Origin of the sequence: Arcobacter sp. s6, assembly GCF_040884245.1 — a bacterium.
Classification (GTDB): domain Bacteria; phylum Campylobacterota; class Campylobacteria; order Campylobacterales; family Arcobacteraceae; genus Aliarcobacter.
In genome coordinates, this window is the sequence record NZ_JBEVTN010000001.1 from 14,788 (window position 1) to 34,857 (window position 20,070).

Consider the following 20,070-nt stretch of genomic DNA (forward strand, 5'->3'; position numbering starts at 1 on the left):
TAATCTATTTTTATATATTATCAAATTTTTCTAATTCGTCAAGTTTTTCCCAAGGATAGTCACTTTGACCAACTTGACCACGAGCTGCAACATCTGCATAAAGAAAAGTTTTTTCGCTTGGACTGTCTAATTTAAACTTTTCAGTAATCCATCTTGGTGTTAAAGGGAAAGTATTCATAACAAAATCAGATAATTTATCATCATCAAATTTAGTATAAGTTCCCATAGTATCAACAGATACAGATGTAGGACGTGCAACTCCAATTGCATAAGAAATTTGAACCGTTGCTTTTTTAGCAAGTCCTGCTGCAACGATATGTTTTGCTATCCAACGTGCAGCGTATAAACCACTTCTATCCACTTTTGTATAATCTTTTGAACTTTGAGCTCCTCCACCAATTGGAGAATAACCTCCAAATGAATCAACAATTAATTTTCTTCCTGTTAATCCACTATCATGTAATGATGAATGAGATACATATCTTCCTGTTGGGTTAATATGAATTATTGTATTCTTTTTGTCATACATAGAAGTTGGAAGTCCAGAATCATCAATTAAACCTTGAATTAATTCTCTTACTTCCCCTATTTCCATACCTTCAACAGAAGGTGCACTTACAACTATTGTATGAATTTTTTGAGGATTACAATTCTCAAAATTCTCTTTTGTTCCATAATCAACCGTAACTTGAGTTTTAATATCAACTCCTAATTTTTGATTATGTTTCAATGCGTAATTATACACTTTATCACATAACATTCTAGCATAAGTGATTGCTGCTGGCATTAAATCAGATGTTTCACTTGAAGCGAAACCAAACATAATACCTTGATCTCCTGCACCTATATCACCAGTTGATTGATCAACTCCCTGAGAAATATCAGGAGATTGTTGATTTAATAATACTTGAACTTTTATATCATCTGGGTGTAGGCATTGTTCTTTTGTAAAAGCTGATTTTCCATCATAACCTATTTTAGCTAAAGCATCTTTTACGATTTTTTCATAATCTGCATTTGATAATTGAGCTGTAGATTTAACTTCTCCACCAATTACAACATGTTTTCCTGCAACAAAAACCTCAGAAGCAACTCTGCTATTTTTATCTTCAATAATTAGCCTATCAACTATTGAATCTGCAATGATATCAGCACACTTATCAGGGTGTCCTGGACTTACTACTTCACTTGTAAATAAATATTGTGTTTGTTTTTCCATTTTTGTTTTCCATCCTTTGTTTTCCACAAGAGTATTCTTGAGTTGTTTTCCATCTTTTGTTTTCCATTTTTTTGTTTTCTATAGTTTGTTAAGAAAGTTAAAATAAAAATTTAAAGAATTCAATTTGTCATTAAAGACAAAAAGTGTGTTATATTAACTAAATATAGCTTTTATATTCTTTTTATCTTTTAATTTTAATAAAAATAATTTATAAATGGCTAATTTAATCAATTCTTTATAATAAGCAATTTTATTCTATATTTCAATTCAATTCTTAGGTAATATCTTTTATTTAATATTATAATTTATAGGATTTTTTTTGAATAATGAAAAACTAGGTCAAATATATGCCATTTTAGCTTTTTTTATTTGGGGTGCAATTGCCCCTATTTATTTTAAACAAGTTGCAACAGTTGAACCAATAGAAGTTTTAATACATAGAATTTTTTGGTCTTTTTTATTACTTATTCCATTATTATATATTACAAAACAAATAGAAGTTTTAAAAGAAATAATTAAAGATATAAAAAAATTAAAATATCTAGCTATTTCTACATTTTTTATATCTATTAATTGGCTTGTTTTTATTTGGGCAGTTGCAAATAACAAAATTATAGAAACATCACTTGGATATTATATAAATCCCTTAGTAAGTGTATTATTTGGATATTTATTTTTTTCAGAAAGAATGACAAAATACCAATATATTGCAATTTTCATTGCATTTATTGCAGTTTTTTATCAAATAATTACCATAGGAACACTTCCTTTAGTTTCCTTATCACTTGCATTAAGTTTTGCCTTTTATGGAATGATTAGAAAAAAAATAAATGTTGGTTCTATTGTAGGCTTATTTATTGAAACTTTAATCTTAATGCCTTTTGCACTAATTGGTATTTATTATCTAATTTCTACAAATACGATTTCATTTTTACACTCAAGTATGAATATTGATTTGATGTTAAGTTTAGGAGGATTAATTACAATTATTCCCTTACTTTTATTTAATGGTGCTGCAACAAGAATGAGATTATCAACTTTAGGATTTTTCCAATATATTGGACCTTCTTGCTCTTTTTTTGTAGCAATATTTATTTATAATGAAGATTTAAATTTTGATAAATTGATTACGTTTTCACTTATTTGGATAGCTTTATTAATTTTTTCCTTAGATTCAATAAACACAAAACAAAAGAATAAAAAGAAAAATATTTAATCTTTTTTTTCTTTTAGCTGCTTCTTAAATTTTTTTAAAATTCCTATTTCTTCTCTTAATCTATTTTCTTCTTCAATATTTGAAGAAGATTTCACTTTTTCTTTTATTTTAGAAATTTTATCTTCAATCTTTTCAGTAAGCTTACTAACTTTTTTCTTTTCAATCTCATCATCTTCAATTAACTCTAAATACTTTTTAATTTTCTCATAGATTTTTTCCAGCTTCATAATCTTCTCCTAATTGTTTAATAGTAAGATCTTCAATCCACAATACTTTAGCTACATTTATTAACTTATTGATTACATTATATGCATGGGAACTATCATTTAATAAAGTAGTTGCCATTTTTTTATCTATTCTTTTTTCCCTAATTAATATATCTATTCTTCCTGTTGCAATAACATCTAAACTTTTTAAATACTCTTTTAATAATTCAGCTTTTGATAAAACATCTATTTCATCTTTACTATTTTTTATTTCATTTATTGTATTTATAGTTTTTGCAATTGCTTCTCTAATATAATTATATTCATTTTTAATATAATCATTATTACTTAATAAATTTCTAGAAATATTTTGTTGTAACTCTTTTGTATTTTTTACAGCTTCGGCTATATCTCTACACGCACTTCGCAGTTCATACAAATATTTCTTTTTTTCTTGATCTAATTCATTAATAAAAATAATAGAATAATCAATAATATCACTATAAAGTGATTTTATTCTTGTTTGGTAAAAATCATCTATATTTAATTCAATAATATCGCTTGATTCTTTTACTATAGAAGCAATATCATTTTTACCTAAATATCTATGTCTATGAAGCATAATTGCATGACTTAAAACTTCACTTGCATTATCATATAAATGAATAGTCTCTTTTTTTGTAGCTTCAAGTGCTGCAGAGGGAACTGCAACAACTTGCATATCAAGATATTTTGGTTTTTGAATATATGTTTCAACATTTTCAACAAACAGTTTTTTCAAAAAAACAACTAGTCTTGGTATAAAAAACGAAAATACTATTAAACCTGCTAAATTAAAAAATGTATGAAAAACTGCTAATTTCATAGCCCAATCATCAGGAGCTATTCCAAATGCAGCAGATAAATAATCAACTAAATCAACAATAAAATATAAAAAACTCAAAGTTATAACAGCAGTAACGCCTTTAAATATAAATAATCCAACTGCCATTCTTTTACTGTTTGCATTTGATACCATCGCACCCATGGCAGCTGTTGTTGCTGTTCCTATATTTGCACCAACTGCTATAGCCATTGCATTTAAATATATTATTTGCCCTGTTGCAAGTGCAGTTATTGTAAGAGCTAAGGTTGCACTACTTGATTGTATGATAACAGTTGCAATTGCTCCAATAAATGCATAAAGAATAATTCCTAAATATCCATCTACTGAAAATTGTGCTAAATTGATTCCAGATTTTAAATCTTCAAAGCCATCTTTCATATAACCAATACCAAGAAAAACAAATCCTAAACCTAATAAAATATTTCCCATTCCTTGAAGGTTTTTTTGCTTATAAAATCTAAAAATCACACCAAAAATAATCATAGGAAGAGAAAAAGCAGCAATATTTATTTTTACACCTAAAGTTGAAACTATCCAAGTAGTTGCTGTTGTTCCAACGGCTGAGCCAAAAACAACACCTAAAGCACCTGCTAATGAGATAATTTTTGCTGATAAAAAGGAGATTACAATAATTGCTATTAGAGAAGAACTTTGAAGAATTGCAGTTGCTGTTATTCCTAAACCAACTGATTTAAATACGGTGTCTGTACTTTTTGAAATAAGCTTTTCTAGGATTCCTCCTGAAAAAAGCTTAAATCCATCTTCCATAAAATGCATTCCGATTATGAAAATACCAACACCTGCGACAATATATTTTGAATCTTCATTTACATATAATAAATATCCTAATAATACTAATAATATATATGAAAGATATTTTTTCATTACTCAACTGTTACTGATTTTGCAAGGTTTCTTGGCATATCAACATCATTACCAAGTCTTACTGAAATTTCCATTGAGAAAAGTTGCAATACAACTAACATTTCAAAAAATTCTAGCATATAGTGATCACATTTATTTATTTTTATAAAATCATCTGCTAAATCAAAATCAAGTGGAGATATTGCACAAATAGTACTATCCCTTGCACTTAATTCTTCTACATTTGATTTAATTTTATCATATAACAAATTCTGAGGCATTAATGCAATTGTAAATAATTCTGGATCCGCTAGAGCAATTGGTCCATGTTTCATTTCACCTGCTGGATAACCTTCAGCATGTAAATATGAAATCTCTTTTAATTTTAATGCACCTTCTAAAGCAAGTGGGAAAAATACATCTCTTCCTATAAAAAAGAACCCATGACCATGTAAATATCTTTTTGATAATCTTTTTGTTTTTTCATGAATTTTATCACTAATGCAAAGTGCTTTTGGAACTTCTCTTAAAGTATGTAACTCTTTTTGTAAAACATCAGATGAAATAACATTTCTAGCTTTTGCAAAATATAAAGATAACATCCATAAAACAACAGTTTGAGTTGAAAATGCTTTTGTTGACGCAACACCTTTTTCAATTCCAGCTCTTGTTAAAATAGTATAATCAGCCGTTCTTGTCATTGAAGAATTATCAACATTACAAACTACAAGTGTTTTAAGACCTGCAGCCTTTGCCATTTTTAAAGCTTCTAAAGTATCAGCCGTTTCACCACTTTGAGAGATTACTACAAATAAAATATCTTTTGATAAAAGAGGTTCTTTATATCTAAATTCACTTGCCACTTCAATACTACATTTAACTTTTGAAAGTCTTTCAAAAAGATAAGAAGATGTTAAACCTGCATGGTATGATGTTCCACAAGCACAAATTTTAATCTCATTTATTCCATCCATAATTGAAGAATCAATTTCATCAAATAAGATTTCATTATCTTTTATTCTTCCAAGCATACTATCACTAACTACTACACTTTGCTCATAAATTTCTTTTTCCATAAAGAATCTAAATCCATCTTTTTGAGCGAATTGTTTTGAAGCAGGAAGCGTTGACCATGAATAATTATCAGAGAAAAATTCTATGTTAGAAGCTGTTGCAATTCCACCAACTCCATCTTCTAAGTAAACAACACTTGAAGCTAATCCAATTAAAGGAGCATCAGAAGATGCGAATAAAACTTCATTTTCATCAATTCCCTTTGCAACGATTAAAGGACTTCCATGTTTAAAGAAAAATACTTTTGTAGGATCTGCTTTTGTAATTAGAAGAATTGAAAAAGCACCTTCAAGTCTTGAAATTGTGTTTTTAAAAGCTTCTGTTGTATTATTAGAAATATTATAAAAATTTTCAAATAAGTGCACAATAACTTCTGTATCTGTTTGAGATACAAATTTATGTCCTTTTTCACTTAATTCTTCTTTTAATTCTTTATAGTTTTCAATAATTCCATTATGAACAACATAAGAGTATTCACCTAAATGTGGGTGGGCATTTAACTCTGTTGGTTTTCCGTGTGTTGCCCATCTTGTGTGACCTATTCCTAATTCATAATCACCTGATGCTTGTTCATTAACTTTTGCTTCAAGATTAACAAGTTTTCCTAAAGCCTTAAATACTTCAATTTTGTCATTTTTTAAAACAGCAATTCCGGCACTATCATAGCCTCTATATTCAAGCTCTTTTAATCCATCTAACAATATTTCTGTTGTATTCTTTTTTCCAATATAACCAACAATTCCACACATTTTACATACCTTTGTTCAAATTTTATAAGATTTATTATATTTAAAAATAACTAAAAACCAACTTTTTAAGTTATTTTATAAGTTTAGATTTTTAATCAACTCTTCATGAATTTTTCCATTTGTTGCTAGCATATATTTATCTTCAAATATATCATAAGCTCCACCATCAATATTACTTACTTTGCCGCCTGCTTCTGTAAGTATTAAAATTCCAGCACTCACATCCCAAGCTTTTAAATTCATTTCATAATAACCTTCAAAAGTACCACGTGCAACATAACATAAATCAAGTGATGCTGCACCCAGTCTTCTTAAATCTTGACAAAGGGGTAAGATAACTGTTATTTTTTTTATAACATCATCTAAATCATCTTTACAAGATGCACTCGTATATGGAAATCCTGTTGCTATTAAAGATTTTTGAAATTCACTTTCATCACTAACTTGAAGTTTCACTCCATTACAAAATGAACCCTTTCCTTCTTCTGCTTCATAAAGTTCATCTAAAATTGGATTATAAACAATTGCCATAAAAGGTTTTTTATTTTTATAAACTCCAACAGAAATAGCTGTATGAGGAACACCATTTACAAAGTTTGTTGTTCCATCTATTGGATCAATTATTATTGAATTATTAAATTCAATAGCACTGTTATCTGATTCTTCTGCAATCACATTAAAATCTTTAAATTCTTCTAAAAACTTTTCTTTTAAAAAGTTTTCAACACCAACATCATAAGTAGTAACTAAATCTTTTTTTGCTTTAAATGTTATATCTTTATTTGAGTAGAATCCCTCTTTTAAAATAGTTCCTGCTTCTTTTATTATTTCTATTAATCTATTTTTCATTATCCAACCAATCATTTTTTTCAGTATTTTATCTAAAAATCGTAAAAATAAACACTTTGTTGGTACAATATGTATTCAATTATTAGGAAACAACTATGACAGAAACACAAAATAAAAAAATTACTATCCAAAATTTATTCAATTTGAAAACAAGATTACTCATATATCTTATATCTTTTTCCTCAATTATATTTTTACAAACTTTTTGTACAAATATCTGCCCTTTTATAGATGGTTTACGACATGATCAATTATTTAGGAATTTATTTATAATCTTCATTCTACATTTAGTTTATAGAGAGTTTCTATATTATTATTTTAAAGAGCCTAAAAATAATTTATCAATTCCTAGACAAGCTTATTTTTTAAGTATTATTTCCTGGGTTTTAGCTGGAGTTTCTGCTTTTATATTACATTTTATCTTATATCCAGAGTTTCCTATTTCAAGTCATTTTAGAATATTATCTAGTTATTTAATTTTAGGAGGAGCAATTCTTGCCCAACTTGAATATATAATTTTTGAAAAAAGATACAAAGAAATATCTAAAGATATAAATTTTATTCTTTTTAATGAAAAAATATCAAAAAGAATAGTTGAAACTTTTTTAATCTTTACAATTGCGCCTATTTTAACTTTGATTTTAATTATTGCAAGATATAACTATGAAAAGATTATTGATTTGCAAGTAACACTTGAAATTGTATATATAGGTTTACTAATGATTGTTAGTGCAACAGTACTTGCAATTGTTTTTGCAAAAGTTTTAAAACAAGACACACAAATATTAATACAAAATATTCAAAATATAGAAAATGGAAAATATCAAAGTTCGATAATTTTAAATAGACCAGATGAATTAGGTGAAATATCTTTTGCCATGAAAAATATGTCTGTAACTATTGAAAATGGAATTCATCAAATTGAATCACTTAGTGATGAAATCATTAACACTCAAAAAGAGATTATTTACACTATGGGAGAAATTGCTGAAACAAGAAGTAAAGAAACAGGAAACCATGTAAAAAGAGTAGCTGAGTACTCAAAACTTCTTGCTTTAAAACTTGGATTAGATGAGAAAACAGCTGATATGCTAAAACTTGCAAGTCCTATGCATGATATTGGGAAAGTTGGTATTCCTGATAATATTTTAAATAAACCTGGAAAATTAACTTTTGAAGAGTTTGAAGTTATGAAAACCCATGCACAACTTGGATATGAGATGCTAAAACATTCGCAAAAACCAATATTACAAGCAGCAGCAATTGTCTCAAAAGAACATCATGAGAAATATAATGGAAAAGGATATCCTCTAGGCTTAATTGGTGAAGAAATTCATATTTTTGCAAGAATAACTGCAGTTGCTGATGTTTTTGATGCATTAGGAAGTGATCGAGTTTATAAAAAAGCTTGGGAAGATGAAAAGATTTTTGAGTTATTTAGAAGTGAAAGAGGTGAACACTTTGATCCTAAAATTATTGATTTATTTTTTAATAATTTGGATGAAATTTTTATTATTAGAGATAAATTTAAAGATGTTTAACTATTATGAATAAAAGTTCATATTTTATTCATTAACAATTCATATTCAAAGATTAGACTTATAAAAAAATAAAAAAGGATAATCTTTGATTACATTAGCATTTAAAGCTCTAATGGCAAATAAATTAAAAACTATTCTTATTTTTCTTAGCCTAATATTTTCAATAATATCTATCTTTTTAATCTCTTCAATTTCAAATGGAATTATTACAATGTATTCTTCAATGCTAAAAAGTGATGGAGATATTATTATAACTCAAGCAAAAATCTCTGATACATTTTTTTCAAATGTGGATATAAAATTAATTGAAAAAATAAATAATATACCAAATGTAAAAAATTCTTCAGCTCTAATTGTAGGTGCTAGTCCTGTTGAAAAACTTCCTATTGTTGCAGTTTATGGTGTTACGGAAAATAGATATAAAAATTATAAACTTTTAGAAGGTACTTACCCAAAAAAAAATGAAGTAATAGTTGGAAAATCAATTTATGAACAACTTATAAATAAAAAACAAATCCAAATAGCAAATAAAGATTTCAATATTTCTGGTGTTTTTAAAAGTGAAATTGGTTTTGAAAATGGCGGAGTTGTTTTAACAATAAATGATGCAGGAAATATTTTTAATAAATCAGCTTCAATGATTATGGTAAATGCAAATATAAATACAAATGTTGAAGAAATAGTAAAAAATATTAAAATTTTAGATGAACAAATAGAAGCAAAATCAACGCAAAATTTTGTAGATAACTATAATCAATTTAAAATCATAAAAACCTCATCAAATGTAATTTCTCTTATTGCATTTTGTATGGGATTACTAGGAATCGTAAGCTTAATGAGTATTACTATAAATCAAAGAAGAAGTGAGTTTGGTATTAAAAGAGCCCTTGGAATTTCGACTTTTAAAATCGTTTATTCAATAATGATTGAAAGTTTTACTTTAGGATTAGCTAGTTTTATTAGTGCATATATTATTTCAAATATTGTTTTATATTTTATTAAAAATGCCTCAACTCTTCAAGGATATGTAAATGGTGAAATTTCACCTCAGTTATCTATTTATATTTTAATCACATCAATTTCAATGGCAATAATTGGCTCGATAATTCCTGCACTAAATGCAGCTAAAACTGATCCCGTTGAACTAATTCAAGGAAATAAAATATGATTAAAGCATCTAATTTAACTCATTATTACAATAATGATAAAGCCCTTGAAAATATCAGTTTAAATATAAAGAAAGGCGAATTTGTAAGTTTGATTGGAGAAAGCGGTAGTGGAAAATCAACTTTACTTTCAATACTTTCTACACTTTTAAAACCAACAAGTGGAGAAATATCTTTTGATAATTTAAATTTTAAAAGTATTAAAAATATCGATAGTTTTAGAAGAGAAAACATAGGATTTATTTTTCAATTTCATTATTTAATTAACTACTTAACAGTAAAAGAAAATATAGCTCTTGCAAATGAAAAAGCTTCTAAAAATGAAATATCTTCTTTACTAGAACTTTTAGGAATCAAAGAGTTAATAAATAAATACCCAAATGAAATATCAGGAGGACAAAGACAAAGAGTAGCAATTGCAAGAGCTTTGATAAATAATCCAAAAATCATTTTTGCAGATGAACCAACTGGAAATTTAGATTCAAAAAACTCTTTAAATGTATTTGAAATATTAAAAAACTTTTCATCAAAAGGAACAACAATAGTCGTGGCAACACATGATAAAAACTTAGCAGCAATGGCTGATATTATTTATGAGGTAAAAGATGGAAAATTACAATAATTTTAATGTATTCATAAATAAACATTTTAAAATTTCAATTGCTTTTTTTGCATTAGGAATATTTTTTGGAATAATTTATTCAATAAACCTTTTAGGATATTCAATAAACTCAGAAACATTAAATCCTGCAAATATGAGAGCTATTCATATAAGTTTGATGCTTTATGGATTTATTCCTTTAATGCTATCATATTTACCATTTTTACTTATAAATAAAGAAGTAGGAGTTGATAAAGAAGGTCTTAGATATTTAAACTTGTATACTATTTTTTGGTATATATTCTTAGTGTTTATGGTGATTTCTTTATTACTTGGTAAAAATAGAGGTTTGGCGTTTTATGATTTTGCCTATGAATTGAATTTCTTACTTGCCTTTGCTGGTATTTTTTATATCATTGCTTTATATAAATTTATAAGACTTTATAAAACACTTCCACTTTGGATAAAAGTGTGTTTAAGAGTTGTAGTTATTGCGCCAATTGCACTTTTAATTTTAATGAATCCAATAATTGGACAAGTTGAAAGTACAGTAACAGGACCTCATGGAGATAATACTTTAGGAATGAGTTTGGCTTTAATTCCTATTTATTATCTAATAATCAAATTACTAGATAAAGGAGAATTTACAGCACGTTGGAATATTTTGTGGATTGCTCCAACTGTTTTATATTTTGCTTCTGTGTTACATAGAATTGTTATTGGACCATTATCATATAATCAAGAGTGGTTTTTTCAATACCTAACTTTGTTATATATTCCATTACTATATAGATGGTTTAAAGATAGCGATATTGCACCATATGCAAAAAAAGCTTTACTTATTTCAATCATAGCATTTTTATTTGTAGATATTGAAGGAAATATTATCTTTATTCCTGAAATTAGATGGATATTTCATAGAAATGATTTAATAGTAGCTCATGCTCATGTTGCAATGGGAATTGCAGTGTTTTTTATGCTTATAGCTATGTTTATAAATTCCATAAAAGAGCTTCAAAAAGATTTTTATTTAAATGCCTATTTATTTGCTCTTTTAGGAATATTTACTGTTTTAAGTATTTCAGGTCTTACACAAGCAGGAGTTTTAAATATTACAAGTGAAACTATGTGGATATTTAGGTCTATTTTTGGATGTTTTGCACTTATTTTTATAACAGCATTTATCAAAATAAAAAAAGATTACACATCCATTGAAATATATAATATAGCAGGAAGTTTAAGTGATGGATTAGGTGGAATTTTTTTAATACTACTTGCAAGTTTTATATATCCTCTTTTTGGATTTACTTTTAATGGTATTTATGAATATGTTGTATTTACATTTGTTTGTATGACTGGAGTTATTCATTATATGGCTTTAAAAAATCCTTCTAGTCGAATAGTATTAACAAATATAACAGTAATAATAAGAGTATTTGCAAGTTCAATGTTTTTTGCACTATATATATCACAAAAACTAGGATTTGAAGCCTTGGCTATTTGTTTATTCGACTTAGCTTTTGTATTTATTTATTTAATCTTTTTTTATCAAAAGGAGAGCTTATGCAAAAATTGATTTTAACACTTTTTATAGCATGTGAACTTTGCTACTATTTACTAATAGCACAAACAGGAATTGTAGAACACTTTTCATCAAATATTTTTCTAATAGCACCATTACCAATTGGTGGGATTGTTGGAACATTATTAGTTTCATATATAAAAATAAAAAATAAAATATCACTATTTTTAATTATTCAATTAGCTATGAGCTTTTTATATCCAAATTATAATTTTCTAACTCTATTTATTTTAGGCTTTGCCGTTGGAAGTTTAGCGCCACTTGTTATAAATGAAATAAAAAAAGCATCTATAGTTGAGTTAGGATTTGCACTTAGTATTTCTTATGTTATTGGAACATTTTTATTTAATTATGATGTAGAACAAAGACAAATTATTGCACTCTTATTAACATCTATTACATTAATCAGCTCAATATTTTTACCAAAAGAGATAGAAAAAAATAATTCAAATTCAAATCATTCATTAATAATTATGATTTTATGGGTATTTTTAGATTCATCATTATTTGAATCCTTATCAAGAGATATTTCAGTATCAATTTGGAGAGATGGATATACTTTAGAGATTGCTCTATTTCATATTATTGGTGTTGTGTGTGCTCTTTATTTTAAATTAGAAAAAAATCAAAAAGAACTATTTATAATTACACTTTTTGCACTTTCATATCTATTTTATTTTTTAAGAGAAGGTTTTATCTTATCTCTTATTTATCCATTTGTAATCTCTTATTATAATGTAATTATTTTACAAACTATCGTAAAAAAAGATTTTAAAACTATAACTATTTATATGGTTTTTATAGGTTGGGTAGCATCAGGTGCAGGACTTTTTGTGGCAGTAGAAAATCTAATTTTATTTGTGCCAATTGTTCTGTTAGGCGCACTTCTTAGAATAATGACAAAAGGGTATTTACCAAAAAACAAGGAGATTAAATATGTTTAAAATATTAGTAATAATGAGTTTATCTCTAGCCGCAATCGCTGCTAATTTAAATGTACAAAAAAGTGAGATTATAGCTCATACAGAAGTATTTGGAGATAATGAAATTAATCCATCAACAAGAAATGTAAAAGCCCAACTAAACATTGATAAAGAATTAGAATCAATAAAAGGTAGAATATATTTTGAAACCATTTCTTTAATAAGTCAAAAAGAAGATAGAGATAAACATATGTATGAACTACTAAACATAGAAAAATATAAAACAATTTCTTTTGATATTACAAATATTATAAAAAATGAAACAAACTATACAATAAATGGCTTTTTGACACTAAATGGGCTTAAAAAAGATATATCTATAAAAAGTAATATAGAAGAACAAGATAATCAAATATTATTAAGTGGGAATTTTTCTTTTAATTTAACAGATTTTAAATTAGAACCTCCAACAATGTTTTTTTTAACAGTTAGAGATCAAATTGATATTAACTATAACATCAAACTTAATAAAGCAAAATAAATGTTAAAACTACTTATATTATCAATTTTATCTTCAAATATTATTTTTGCAAGTAGCTTAAAAATACACGATAAAATCAGTAATTTTTCTTTAACAGATCAGTTTGATAAGATTCATACAATTAATAATGATGTTTCTACTATTATTGTATGTTTTCAAAAAGAGACTTTAGAATTAATAAATGATTTCTTATCAACAAAAGATATTAATTTTTTAGAAAAAACCCATTCAGTTTTTATATCAAATATCTCTTCAACACCAATCATTATTACAAAACTATTTACAATACCAAAACTTAGAGATTATAAATATGATATTTTATTAATTTATGATGAAACTAATACAAAGTTTTCAAAGCAAGATAATAAAATTACCGTTTATTCTATTTTAGATGGAGAGATAAATAATATAAATTATCTCTCAACAAAAAATGAATTAGAAAATTTATTAAAACAATGAAACTTCCAATAGCTCAAACAATACAAATATTAGTTAAAAGTAAAGAATTAAATAATCTAAAAATTCTTCATTTAAGTGATTTACATATTAATAAAAAAACATCAATAAAACAGCTTAATGAATTAATAAATATTTGTACTAAGCTAGAGTTTGATTTTGCAGTAATTACAGGTGATATTATTGATTGTAAAACTAAATATATTAAAGGAAAACTTCAAATTTTAAATACTCTTAAAAAAGATGAAAAAGAGATTTATTATATAAGCGGTAATCATGATTTATTTTATGGTCTGGATGACTTAAAAAAAGAGCTTACAAATTTTATTTTTATGGATAATGATTATAAAAAGATACTATATAAAAACAATAATATATTAATAGCTGGTCTTCCTGATAGATTTTCAAAATTTTTTAATATAAAAAGAGATGAACAAAAAATAAAAAAGCAAATGTTAAACTATGCTTCTATATTTATTTCCCATCAACCAAAAGATTATAAAATTGCACTAGCATCCAAGGCAAATCTTTTTTTATGCGGACATACTCACGGTGGACAAATTTTTCCTTTTCACTATTTAGTAAGATTAATACAACCATTTTTAGCAGGATTATTTTATAAAGAAAAAACTGCCATTTACGTAAATAAAGGATTAGGAACTTGGGGAATTGATTTCAGATATAAGGCAGATCCTGAAATTACAATACTCAAATTAATTGCAAAAGAGGTAAAATAATCTTATGAAAATATTAATAATTGAAGATGATGTAAAAATCACAAATTTTTTAAAAAAAGGTCTTGAAGAAGAGTGTTATATTGTAGATAGTGCAATAAATGGTGATGAAGGATTATATCTTGCAAATGTGAATGAATATGATTTAATTTTACTTGATATTATGCTTCCAATAAAAGATGGAATTGAAGTTTGTAAAATACTAAGAGCTTCAAATAATCAAACTCCAATTATTATGCTAACGGCTAAAGATTCAATTGAAGATAAAATTAAAGGATTGGATATTGGAGCAAATGATTATTTAGCTAAACCTTTTTCTTTTGCAGAATTATTAGCTCGTATTAGAGTTCAATTAAGAGCAATTCCTTCAGTTCAAACAAAACTATCAATTGGTGATTTAGAACTTGATTTATTAAATAAAACTGCTATTAGAGCTAATGAAAATATCGTCTTAACTTCAAAAGAGTTTACTTTACTTGAATTTCTTATTAAAAATAAAGATAGATTATTAAGTGAAACTACTATTAATTCTGCAATTTCATCATTTGAAGACTCAAATATAAGTAATATCGTAAACGTATATATTTACAGATTAAGAAATAAAATTGATAAAAAGTTTGATAAAAAACTGATCAAAACCGTAAGAGGAATAGGATTTAGAATAAGTGACAAATAATTTATCCATAAAGAAAAAACTTTTAATTTATAGTTTTTTTATTCAATTTATTATTCTAATGATTTTTTCAATTTCACTATACAAAGCATTAGAGATTTCAACTTTAGATAAATTACAAGCAACATTAAAAGTAATAATACTTGATGTAACTGATGATATTTTAGAAAAAAATAAAATTGAAGATGTAACATTAGATGAAGAAAAAGAGTACAATTTTGAGCCACTTTTTATAAGAATTCTTGATAATAAAAGCCATAAAAAAATAATAGAAACATCAAACTTCCCTAATGATATAGAACATAATGATAATTATCTTAATAAATTAAAAGAAAACAAAGTTGTTTTCGAAGAACAGAACAATTATCTTCTAAGTAGAATAAAAATCAATTATCATGATGACAAAATTATAATTATAGAAATAGCAACAACAAAAGAAATACTGACAGCTACATTAGAGAATATTTTATATATTTTAAGTTTTATACTTCCCATTGTTTTGATTTTCTCTGTAATTGGAGGGAACTTTTTAATTTATAAATCATTTTTACCAATAGAAAATATACTTTCACAATTAAAAAAAATAAACGCAAATGATTTATCAGCAAGATTAGAAAGTAGTAAAAATCAAGATGAGATAAATCAATTAATAAAAGAAGTGAATAATTTGTTAAAAAGGTTAGAAACATCCTTTGAAAAGATTTCACAATTTAGCTCAGATGCTTCTCATGAATTAAAAACTCCATTAACTATAATAAGAGGTGAAATTGAAATAGCTTTAAGAAAAGAGCGTTCAATCAAAGAATATAAAGAAGCATTAAATAATTCATTAAGTGAGATTATAAGTATAGAGCAAACAATAAATGATTTATTGTTCCTTGCAAAAAATGAAAAAGATTTAATTATTGATAAGCAAGAGAGATTTTATTTTGATGAAATTATAGATGAATCTATAAATGAAATAAAAAGTTTTGCAAATCTTCATCAAATAGAGATGAAATTTTTAGTTGAAGATACAATAGAATTTGATGGTTATTCCAATCTTTTAAAAATTGCAATAAAAAATATTTTAAAAAATGCTATACAATTTAGCCATAAAAATTCACAAGTTATAGTTAAAATCTATAAAAAAGATGATTTTTTTAATATTTCAGTTCAAGATTTTGGAATAGGAATAGAAAAAAATGAACAAAATAAAATATTTGAAAAGTTCTATAGAACAGACAAAAGTAGAAATAAAAACTCAGGGGGAACAGGTCTTGGAATGTCCATATTAAAGAAGATTATAGATATTCATTCTGGAATTATAAATATAAAAAGTAAAGAGAATTTTGGGACAACAATAATAGTATCTTTTAAAATTAAAAATAATTTTTTATAGATTCAGTTTACTTTAATCTAAAATGATGTTATAATTGCACTATCTAAAGCAATATGGAGGTGCGAATGACGAAAGTTTCACTTTTTATGGTTGTTAAAATTTAAACTAAAACTAGGTTTACTTACAAGTAGACTTGTCAAACTAACTTAAGTTTGACCAATAAATAATATTTTAATGGGATTCTAGCAGTGGCTGGAATCCTTTTTTTTTACTCTATCTTAATATAAAAAATCATCCTTATAATAAATTTTATCTAAAAGCAAGAAATATATTTCTTTTTATGTTTTATTTATAAAAATGCAACTATTTGTTACTTTGCACAAAATAGCCAAAATAGCCAAAATACTAATTAAACATCTAATATTCTTTATCTTGTTTCTAAGAGTCAAAAAGTGTTAGTATCATGAAATTTCAATTAAGGAAGAGTAATGAAAAATAAATTAAAAATCGTGACAAGTATGTTAACAGTTGTTGCACTAAGTAGTGCTTTAAATGCTTTTGAACCTAAAAAACCTGTGTGTTTAGCTCCTGCTAAACCAGGTGGTGGTTTTGATCTTACATGTAGACTTGTTAGTAATTCTATAATAGAAGCTAAACTTATAGATAAACCTATGCTTGTTAATTTTATGCCGGGTGGTGTTGGAGCAGTAGCATATAATCATGTTATTGGTGCTCGTTCAAATGATCCTGAAATGATAGTTGCAGCTAGTACAGGATCTGTTTTAAATATTGCTCAGGGTAAATTTGGTGAACATGATGAAACTGCTGTAAGATGGCTTGCTGGTTTAGGAACTGATTATGGTGCTGTTATTGTAAAAGCTGATGCAAAATGGAATACATTACAAGAATTATTAGCTGATTTAAAAGCTAATCCAAAAGGATTTGTATTAGGATCAGGAGGTTCTATTGGTTCTCAAGATTGGTTTAAAGCTGCATTAATTGCAAAAGCAGCAGGAATTGATCCTAAAGAAATGAAATATGTTGCATTTGAAGGTGGAGGAGAGGCATTAACTGCACTTCTAGGAGGTCATATTCAAATTTATCCAGGTGATATAGCAGAATTCTCAGGTCAATTTGATTCAGGTAAATATAAAGTATTAGCAGTTCTTTCTGATGAAAGACTTCCTGGTAAATTTAAAGATATCCCAACTGCAAAAGAGCAAGGATCAGATGTTGTATGGAATATTTGGAGAGGGTTTTATCTTGCACCAAATATTACTGATGAACAATATAACTATTGGGTAGATACTATTAATAAATTAGTTAATACAGAAGAATTTGCAAAAGAAAGAGAACTAAGAGGACTTTTCCCTTTTACAAAAATTGGAAAAGACTTTGATATTTTTATAAAAGAAGAAACTAAAAAATTCAAAGAAATGGCTCAAGAGGCAGGTTTAACTAAATGATAGATAGATTATTTGGAATATTTTTATTATTCCTTGGTCTTTATTTTATATGGGGAGGAAGCCAATTAGTGGTTCCTTTCTCTTATGATCCTCTTGGACCAAAATTTTTCCCTATGCTTGCTGGAGGAATGCTTAGTATATTAGCAATAATTGCAATCATAAATGCAAAAAAAGTAACTTTTCCTGCATCTACTACTATGATTAAAACAGTAATTATTGTTATTTTACTAGTAGCTTATCAATTAACATTTGATGTTTTAGGTTTTTTACTTTCAACAGGAATTTTAGTATTTTTTATTTCTAGAATTTTTGCAGCAAATCAACTACAAGCATTAAGTTCAGCGATTGGTGTAAGTAGTACAGTTTATATTATTTTTAATATTTTATTAGATGTTCCTCTTCCTGTAGGATCTATCTTCTCTTCATTATTAGGAGCTTCGTAATGGATGTATTAGCACATTTATTAGATGGTTTTGCTGTTGTTTTTCAACCACTTAATCTTTTTCTATGTTTATTAGGGTGTTTATTAGGTACTTTATTTGGAGCACTTCCTGGACTTGGGCCAATTAATGGGGTTGCGATTCTTTTACCTATTTGTTATACTTTAGGTCTTCCTGTTGAATCTTCATTAATTATGCTAACAGGTATTTATTATGGTGCAGAGTTTGGTGGTAGAATCTCAAGTATCTTACTTAATGTTCCAGGAGATGCTGGTGCAGTATTTACTTGTTTAGATGGTTATCCATTAGCAAAAAAAGGATTAGCTGGACCTGCTCTTGCACTTTCTGGTGTTTCATCTTTCATTGGAGGAAGTATAGCTATTGTAGGACTTACATTTTTTGCACCTATATTAGCAACATTTGCAATTGATTTTGGACCTTCTGAATATTTTGTATTAATGGTTTTTGCTTTTGGAACAGTTTCAGCACTAATGGGTGCAAGTCCTGTAAAAAGTTTAGTTGGTATTTGTATTGGTTGGATGATTGGTATTGTTGGAGTAGATTCAACAACAGGAGTTATGCGTTTTAACTTTGGAGAACCTGATTTATATGATGGATTTGAGTTCTTAACAGTTATCGTAGGATTTTTTGCAGTTAGTGAAATAATGCTTATGTTAGAGCATCATAGTAAAGATGACTTTGAAATGCCAAAAATTACACGTATCTATGTAACAGTAAAAGAATTATTACTTTGTAAATACACTATTCTTAGATCATCAGTAATAGGTTTTATTGTTGGTGTTTTACCTGGAACTGGTGCTTCAATTGCAAGTGCTGTGTCATATACTCTTGAGCAAAAAATTGTTGATAAAGAAAATACATTTGGTAAAGGTGATATGAGAGGACTTGCTGCTCCTGAATCTGCAAATAATGCTTGTGCAGGTGGTGCATTAATTCCAATGCTAACTCTTGGTGTTCCAGGAAGTGCAACAACTGCTGTTTTATTAGGTGCATTAATGCTTTATAATATCAATCCAGGGCCAACATTATTTTCTGATCAACCAATATTAGTTTGGGGATTAATTGCTTCTATGTATATAGGAAACTTAATGTTACTTGTTATTAACTTTCCACTAGTGAGAGTTTTTACAAAAATTTTACAAGTGCCATATTGGTTATTAGTTCCATCTGTAATTGTACTAGCCTTTGTAGGTGTTTATTCAGTTAATTCAAGTACATTTTCAATGGGAATGGCAATACTATTAGGGGTATTAGGATATTTTTTACGAAAATTAAACTACCCAATGGCGCCAGTTATTTTAGGATTTGTATTGTGTGAAATTATGGAAGATAATTTAAGACGTGCATTTGCTATGAGTGGTGGAGAAATAAGTATTTTCTTCGGAAGTACAATTAATAACGTATTATGGGGTATGACATTAGCGATTTTTTGTGTGCCAATGATTGTTAAGTTTATTTCAAAGAAATATTCTTTAGGACAAAAATTTACTAATAAATAAAAACAATAAAAGCACCTGATAAAAACAATTTATTAGGTGCTTC

18 protein-coding genes and 2 pseudogenes are annotated in these 20,070 nt (G+C 26.6%); 15 read left to right on the forward strand and 5 right to left on the reverse strand.

Features of this window, described 5'->3' with window-relative positions:
• Window positions 1–10: 10 nt before the first annotated feature.
• A complete protein-coding gene (gene metK / locus ABVS04_RS00070; RefSeq protein WP_368028605.1) occupies window positions 11–1,219 on the reverse strand; it encodes a methionine adenosyltransferase in 1,209 nt (402 codons plus the stop codon).
• A gap of 319 nt (window positions 1,220–1,538) precedes the next feature.
• Here metK and rarD point away from each other — a divergent pair, with 319 nt between their 5' ends.
• Entirely contained in the window at window positions 1,539–2,435 is an 897-nt protein-coding gene (gene rarD / locus ABVS04_RS00075; RefSeq protein WP_368028606.1) for an EamA family transporter RarD, read from the forward strand.
• On the opposite strand, the gene ABVS04_RS00080 is transcribed toward rarD, so the two are convergent.
• The 4 genes from ABVS04_RS00080 to ABVS04_RS00095 form a co-directional block, all read right to left on the reverse strand.
• The gene (locus ABVS04_RS00080) at window positions 2,432–2,662 is read right to left on the reverse strand and encodes a hypothetical protein (protein ID WP_368028607.1); all 231 of its coding nucleotides are present in this window, start codon (window positions 2,660–2,662) and stop codon (window positions 2,432–2,434) included. The genes rarD and ABVS04_RS00080 overlap by 4 nt on opposite strands.
• Window positions 2,640–4,412, reverse strand: a complete 1,773-nt coding sequence (locus tag ABVS04_RS00085) for a Na/Pi cotransporter family protein (protein ID WP_368028608.1) — start codon at window positions 4,410–4,412, stop codon at window positions 2,640–2,642. The genes ABVS04_RS00080 and ABVS04_RS00085 overlap by 23 nt, the downstream gene beginning before the upstream one ends.
• Window positions 4,412–6,214, reverse strand: coding sequence for a glutamine--fructose-6-phosphate transaminase (isomerizing) (gene glmS, locus ABVS04_RS00090; RefSeq protein WP_368028609.1), 1,803 nt, complete (start codon window positions 6,212–6,214; stop codon window positions 4,412–4,414). Before glmS ends, ABVS04_RS00085 begins: the two co-directional genes overlap by 1 nt.
• A gap of 75 nt (window positions 6,215–6,289) precedes the next feature.
• Window positions 6,290–7,063: an inositol monophosphatase family protein gene (locus ABVS04_RS00095; RefSeq protein ID WP_368028610.1), complete on the reverse strand. Its 774-nt coding sequence runs from the start codon at window positions 7,061–7,063 to the stop codon at window positions 6,290–6,292.
• Window positions 7,064–7,158: 95 nt separating this feature from the next.
• Here ABVS04_RS00095 and ABVS04_RS00100 point away from each other — a divergent pair.
• From ABVS04_RS00100 to ABVS04_RS00165, 14 genes and pseudogenes are all read left to right on the forward strand, one after another.
• A pseudogene (locus tag ABVS04_RS00100) lies at window positions 7,159–7,701 on the forward strand (hypothetical protein); the annotation flags it as partial.
• Window positions 7,702–7,959: 258 nt separating this feature from the next.
• Window positions 7,960–8,604 (forward strand): annotated as a pseudogene (locus tag ABVS04_RS00105) (HD-GYP domain-containing protein); the annotation flags it as partial.
• 85 nt (window positions 8,605–8,689) lie between these two features.
• Window positions 8,690–9,772, forward strand: a complete 1,083-nt coding sequence (locus ABVS04_RS00110) for an ABC transporter permease (protein WP_368028611.1) — start codon at window positions 8,690–8,692, stop codon at window positions 9,770–9,772.
• The gene (locus ABVS04_RS00115; protein WP_368028612.1) at window positions 9,769–10,392 is read left to right on the forward strand and encodes an ABC transporter ATP-binding protein; all 624 of its coding nucleotides are present in this window, start codon (window positions 9,769–9,771) and stop codon (window positions 10,390–10,392) included. Before ABVS04_RS00110 ends, ABVS04_RS00115 begins: the two co-directional genes overlap by 4 nt.
• A complete protein-coding gene (locus tag ABVS04_RS00120; RefSeq protein ID WP_368028613.1) occupies window positions 10,376–11,947 on the forward strand; it encodes a hypothetical protein in 1,572 nt (523 codons plus the stop codon). Before ABVS04_RS00115 ends, ABVS04_RS00120 begins: the two co-directional genes overlap by 17 nt.
• Window positions 11,935–12,897 carry a hypothetical protein gene (locus ABVS04_RS00125; RefSeq protein ID WP_368028614.1) on the forward strand — a complete coding sequence of 321 codons (963 nt, stop codon included), beginning with the start codon at window positions 11,935–11,937 and terminating at the stop codon, window positions 12,895–12,897. Before ABVS04_RS00120 ends, ABVS04_RS00125 begins: the two co-directional genes overlap by 13 nt.
• The gene (locus ABVS04_RS00130; protein WP_368028615.1) at window positions 12,890–13,417 is read left to right on the forward strand and encodes a YceI family protein; all 528 of its coding nucleotides are present in this window, start codon (window positions 12,890–12,892) and stop codon (window positions 13,415–13,417) included. Before ABVS04_RS00125 ends, ABVS04_RS00130 begins: the two co-directional genes overlap by 8 nt.
• On the forward strand, window positions 13,418–13,876 hold the full coding sequence (locus tag ABVS04_RS00135) for a hypothetical protein (RefSeq protein WP_368028616.1): 459 nt from the start codon (window positions 13,418–13,420) through the stop codon (window positions 13,874–13,876).
• A complete protein-coding gene (locus tag ABVS04_RS00140) occupies window positions 13,873–14,610 on the forward strand; it encodes a metallophosphoesterase (protein WP_368028617.1) in 738 nt (245 codons plus the stop codon). Before ABVS04_RS00135 ends, ABVS04_RS00140 begins: the two co-directional genes overlap by 4 nt.
• A 4-nt stretch (window positions 14,611–14,614) precedes the next feature.
• On the forward strand, window positions 14,615–15,283 hold the full coding sequence (locus ABVS04_RS00145; RefSeq protein WP_368028618.1) for a response regulator: 669 nt from the start codon (window positions 14,615–14,617) through the stop codon (window positions 15,281–15,283).
• Complete coding sequence (locus ABVS04_RS00150) at window positions 15,273–16,661, forward strand: sensor histidine kinase (RefSeq protein ID WP_368028619.1); 1,389 nt, start codon at window positions 15,273–15,275, stop codon at window positions 16,659–16,661. Before ABVS04_RS00145 ends, ABVS04_RS00150 begins: the two co-directional genes overlap by 11 nt.
• Window positions 16,662–17,089: 428 nt before the next feature.
• Complete coding sequence (locus tag ABVS04_RS00155; RefSeq protein ID WP_368028620.1) at window positions 17,090–18,067, forward strand: Bug family tripartite tricarboxylate transporter substrate binding protein; 978 nt, start codon at window positions 17,090–17,092, stop codon at window positions 18,065–18,067.
• The gene (locus ABVS04_RS00160; protein WP_368028621.1) at window positions 18,064–18,510 is read left to right on the forward strand and encodes a tripartite tricarboxylate transporter TctB family protein; all 447 of its coding nucleotides are present in this window, start codon (window positions 18,064–18,066) and stop codon (window positions 18,508–18,510) included. Before ABVS04_RS00155 ends, ABVS04_RS00160 begins: the two co-directional genes overlap by 4 nt.
• Window positions 18,510–20,027 (forward strand): tripartite tricarboxylate transporter permease, encoded by a 1,518-nt coding sequence (locus ABVS04_RS00165; RefSeq protein WP_368028622.1) that lies wholly within the window; start codon window positions 18,510–18,512, stop codon window positions 20,025–20,027. The genes ABVS04_RS00160 and ABVS04_RS00165 overlap by 1 nt, the downstream gene beginning before the upstream one ends.
• Window positions 20,028–20,070: the final 43 nt, after the last annotated feature.

What these genes read in the sequence shown, in the direction of transcription:
- ABVS04_RS00130 (WP_368028615.1), top strand. Translation starts at nt 12,890, where the DNA reads ATGTTTAAAATATTAGTAATAATGAGTTTATCTCTAGCCGCAATCGCT.
- glmS (WP_368028609.1), bottom strand. Translation starts at nt 6,214, where the DNA reads ATGTGTGGAATTGTTGGTTATATTGGAAAAAAGAATACAACAGAAATA.
- ABVS04_RS00080 (WP_368028607.1), bottom strand. Translation starts at nt 2,662, where the DNA reads ATGAAGCTGGAAAAAATCTATGAGAAAATTAAAAAGTATTTAGAGTTA.
- ABVS04_RS00120 (WP_368028613.1), top strand. Translation starts at nt 10,376, where the DNA reads ATGGAAAATTACAATAATTTTAATGTATTCATAAATAAACATTTTAAA.
- ABVS04_RS00140 (WP_368028617.1), top strand. Translation starts at nt 13,873, where the DNA reads ATGAAACTTCCAATAGCTCAAACAATACAAATATTAGTTAAAAGTAAA.
- ABVS04_RS00165 (WP_368028622.1), top strand. Translation starts at nt 18,510, where the DNA reads ATGGATGTATTAGCACATTTATTAGATGGTTTTGCTGTTGTTTTTCAA.
- ABVS04_RS00160 (WP_368028621.1), top strand. Translation starts at nt 18,064, where the DNA reads ATGATAGATAGATTATTTGGAATATTTTTATTATTCCTTGGTCTTTAT.
- ABVS04_RS00135 (WP_368028616.1), top strand. Translation starts at nt 13,418, where the DNA reads ATGTTAAAACTACTTATATTATCAATTTTATCTTCAAATATTATTTTT.
- ABVS04_RS00115 (WP_368028612.1), top strand. Translation starts at nt 9,769, where the DNA reads ATGATTAAAGCATCTAATTTAACTCATTATTACAATAATGATAAAGCC.
- ABVS04_RS00085 (WP_368028608.1), bottom strand. Translation starts at nt 4,412, where the DNA reads ATGAAAAAATATCTTTCATATATATTATTAGTATTATTAGGATATTTA.
- metK (WP_368028605.1), bottom strand. Translation starts at nt 1,219, where the DNA reads ATGGAAAAACAAACACAATATTTATTTACAAGTGAAGTAGTAAGTCCA.
- ABVS04_RS00095 (WP_368028610.1), bottom strand. Translation starts at nt 7,063, where the DNA reads ATGAAAAATAGATTAATAGAAATAATAAAAGAAGCAGGAACTATTTTA.
- ABVS04_RS00125 (WP_368028614.1), top strand. Translation starts at nt 11,935, where the DNA reads ATGCAAAAATTGATTTTAACACTTTTTATAGCATGTGAACTTTGCTAC.
- ABVS04_RS00145 (WP_368028618.1), top strand. Translation starts at nt 14,615, where the DNA reads ATGAAAATATTAATAATTGAAGATGATGTAAAAATCACAAATTTTTTA.
- ABVS04_RS00155 (WP_368028620.1), top strand. Translation starts at nt 17,090, where the DNA reads ATGAAAAATAAATTAAAAATCGTGACAAGTATGTTAACAGTTGTTGCA.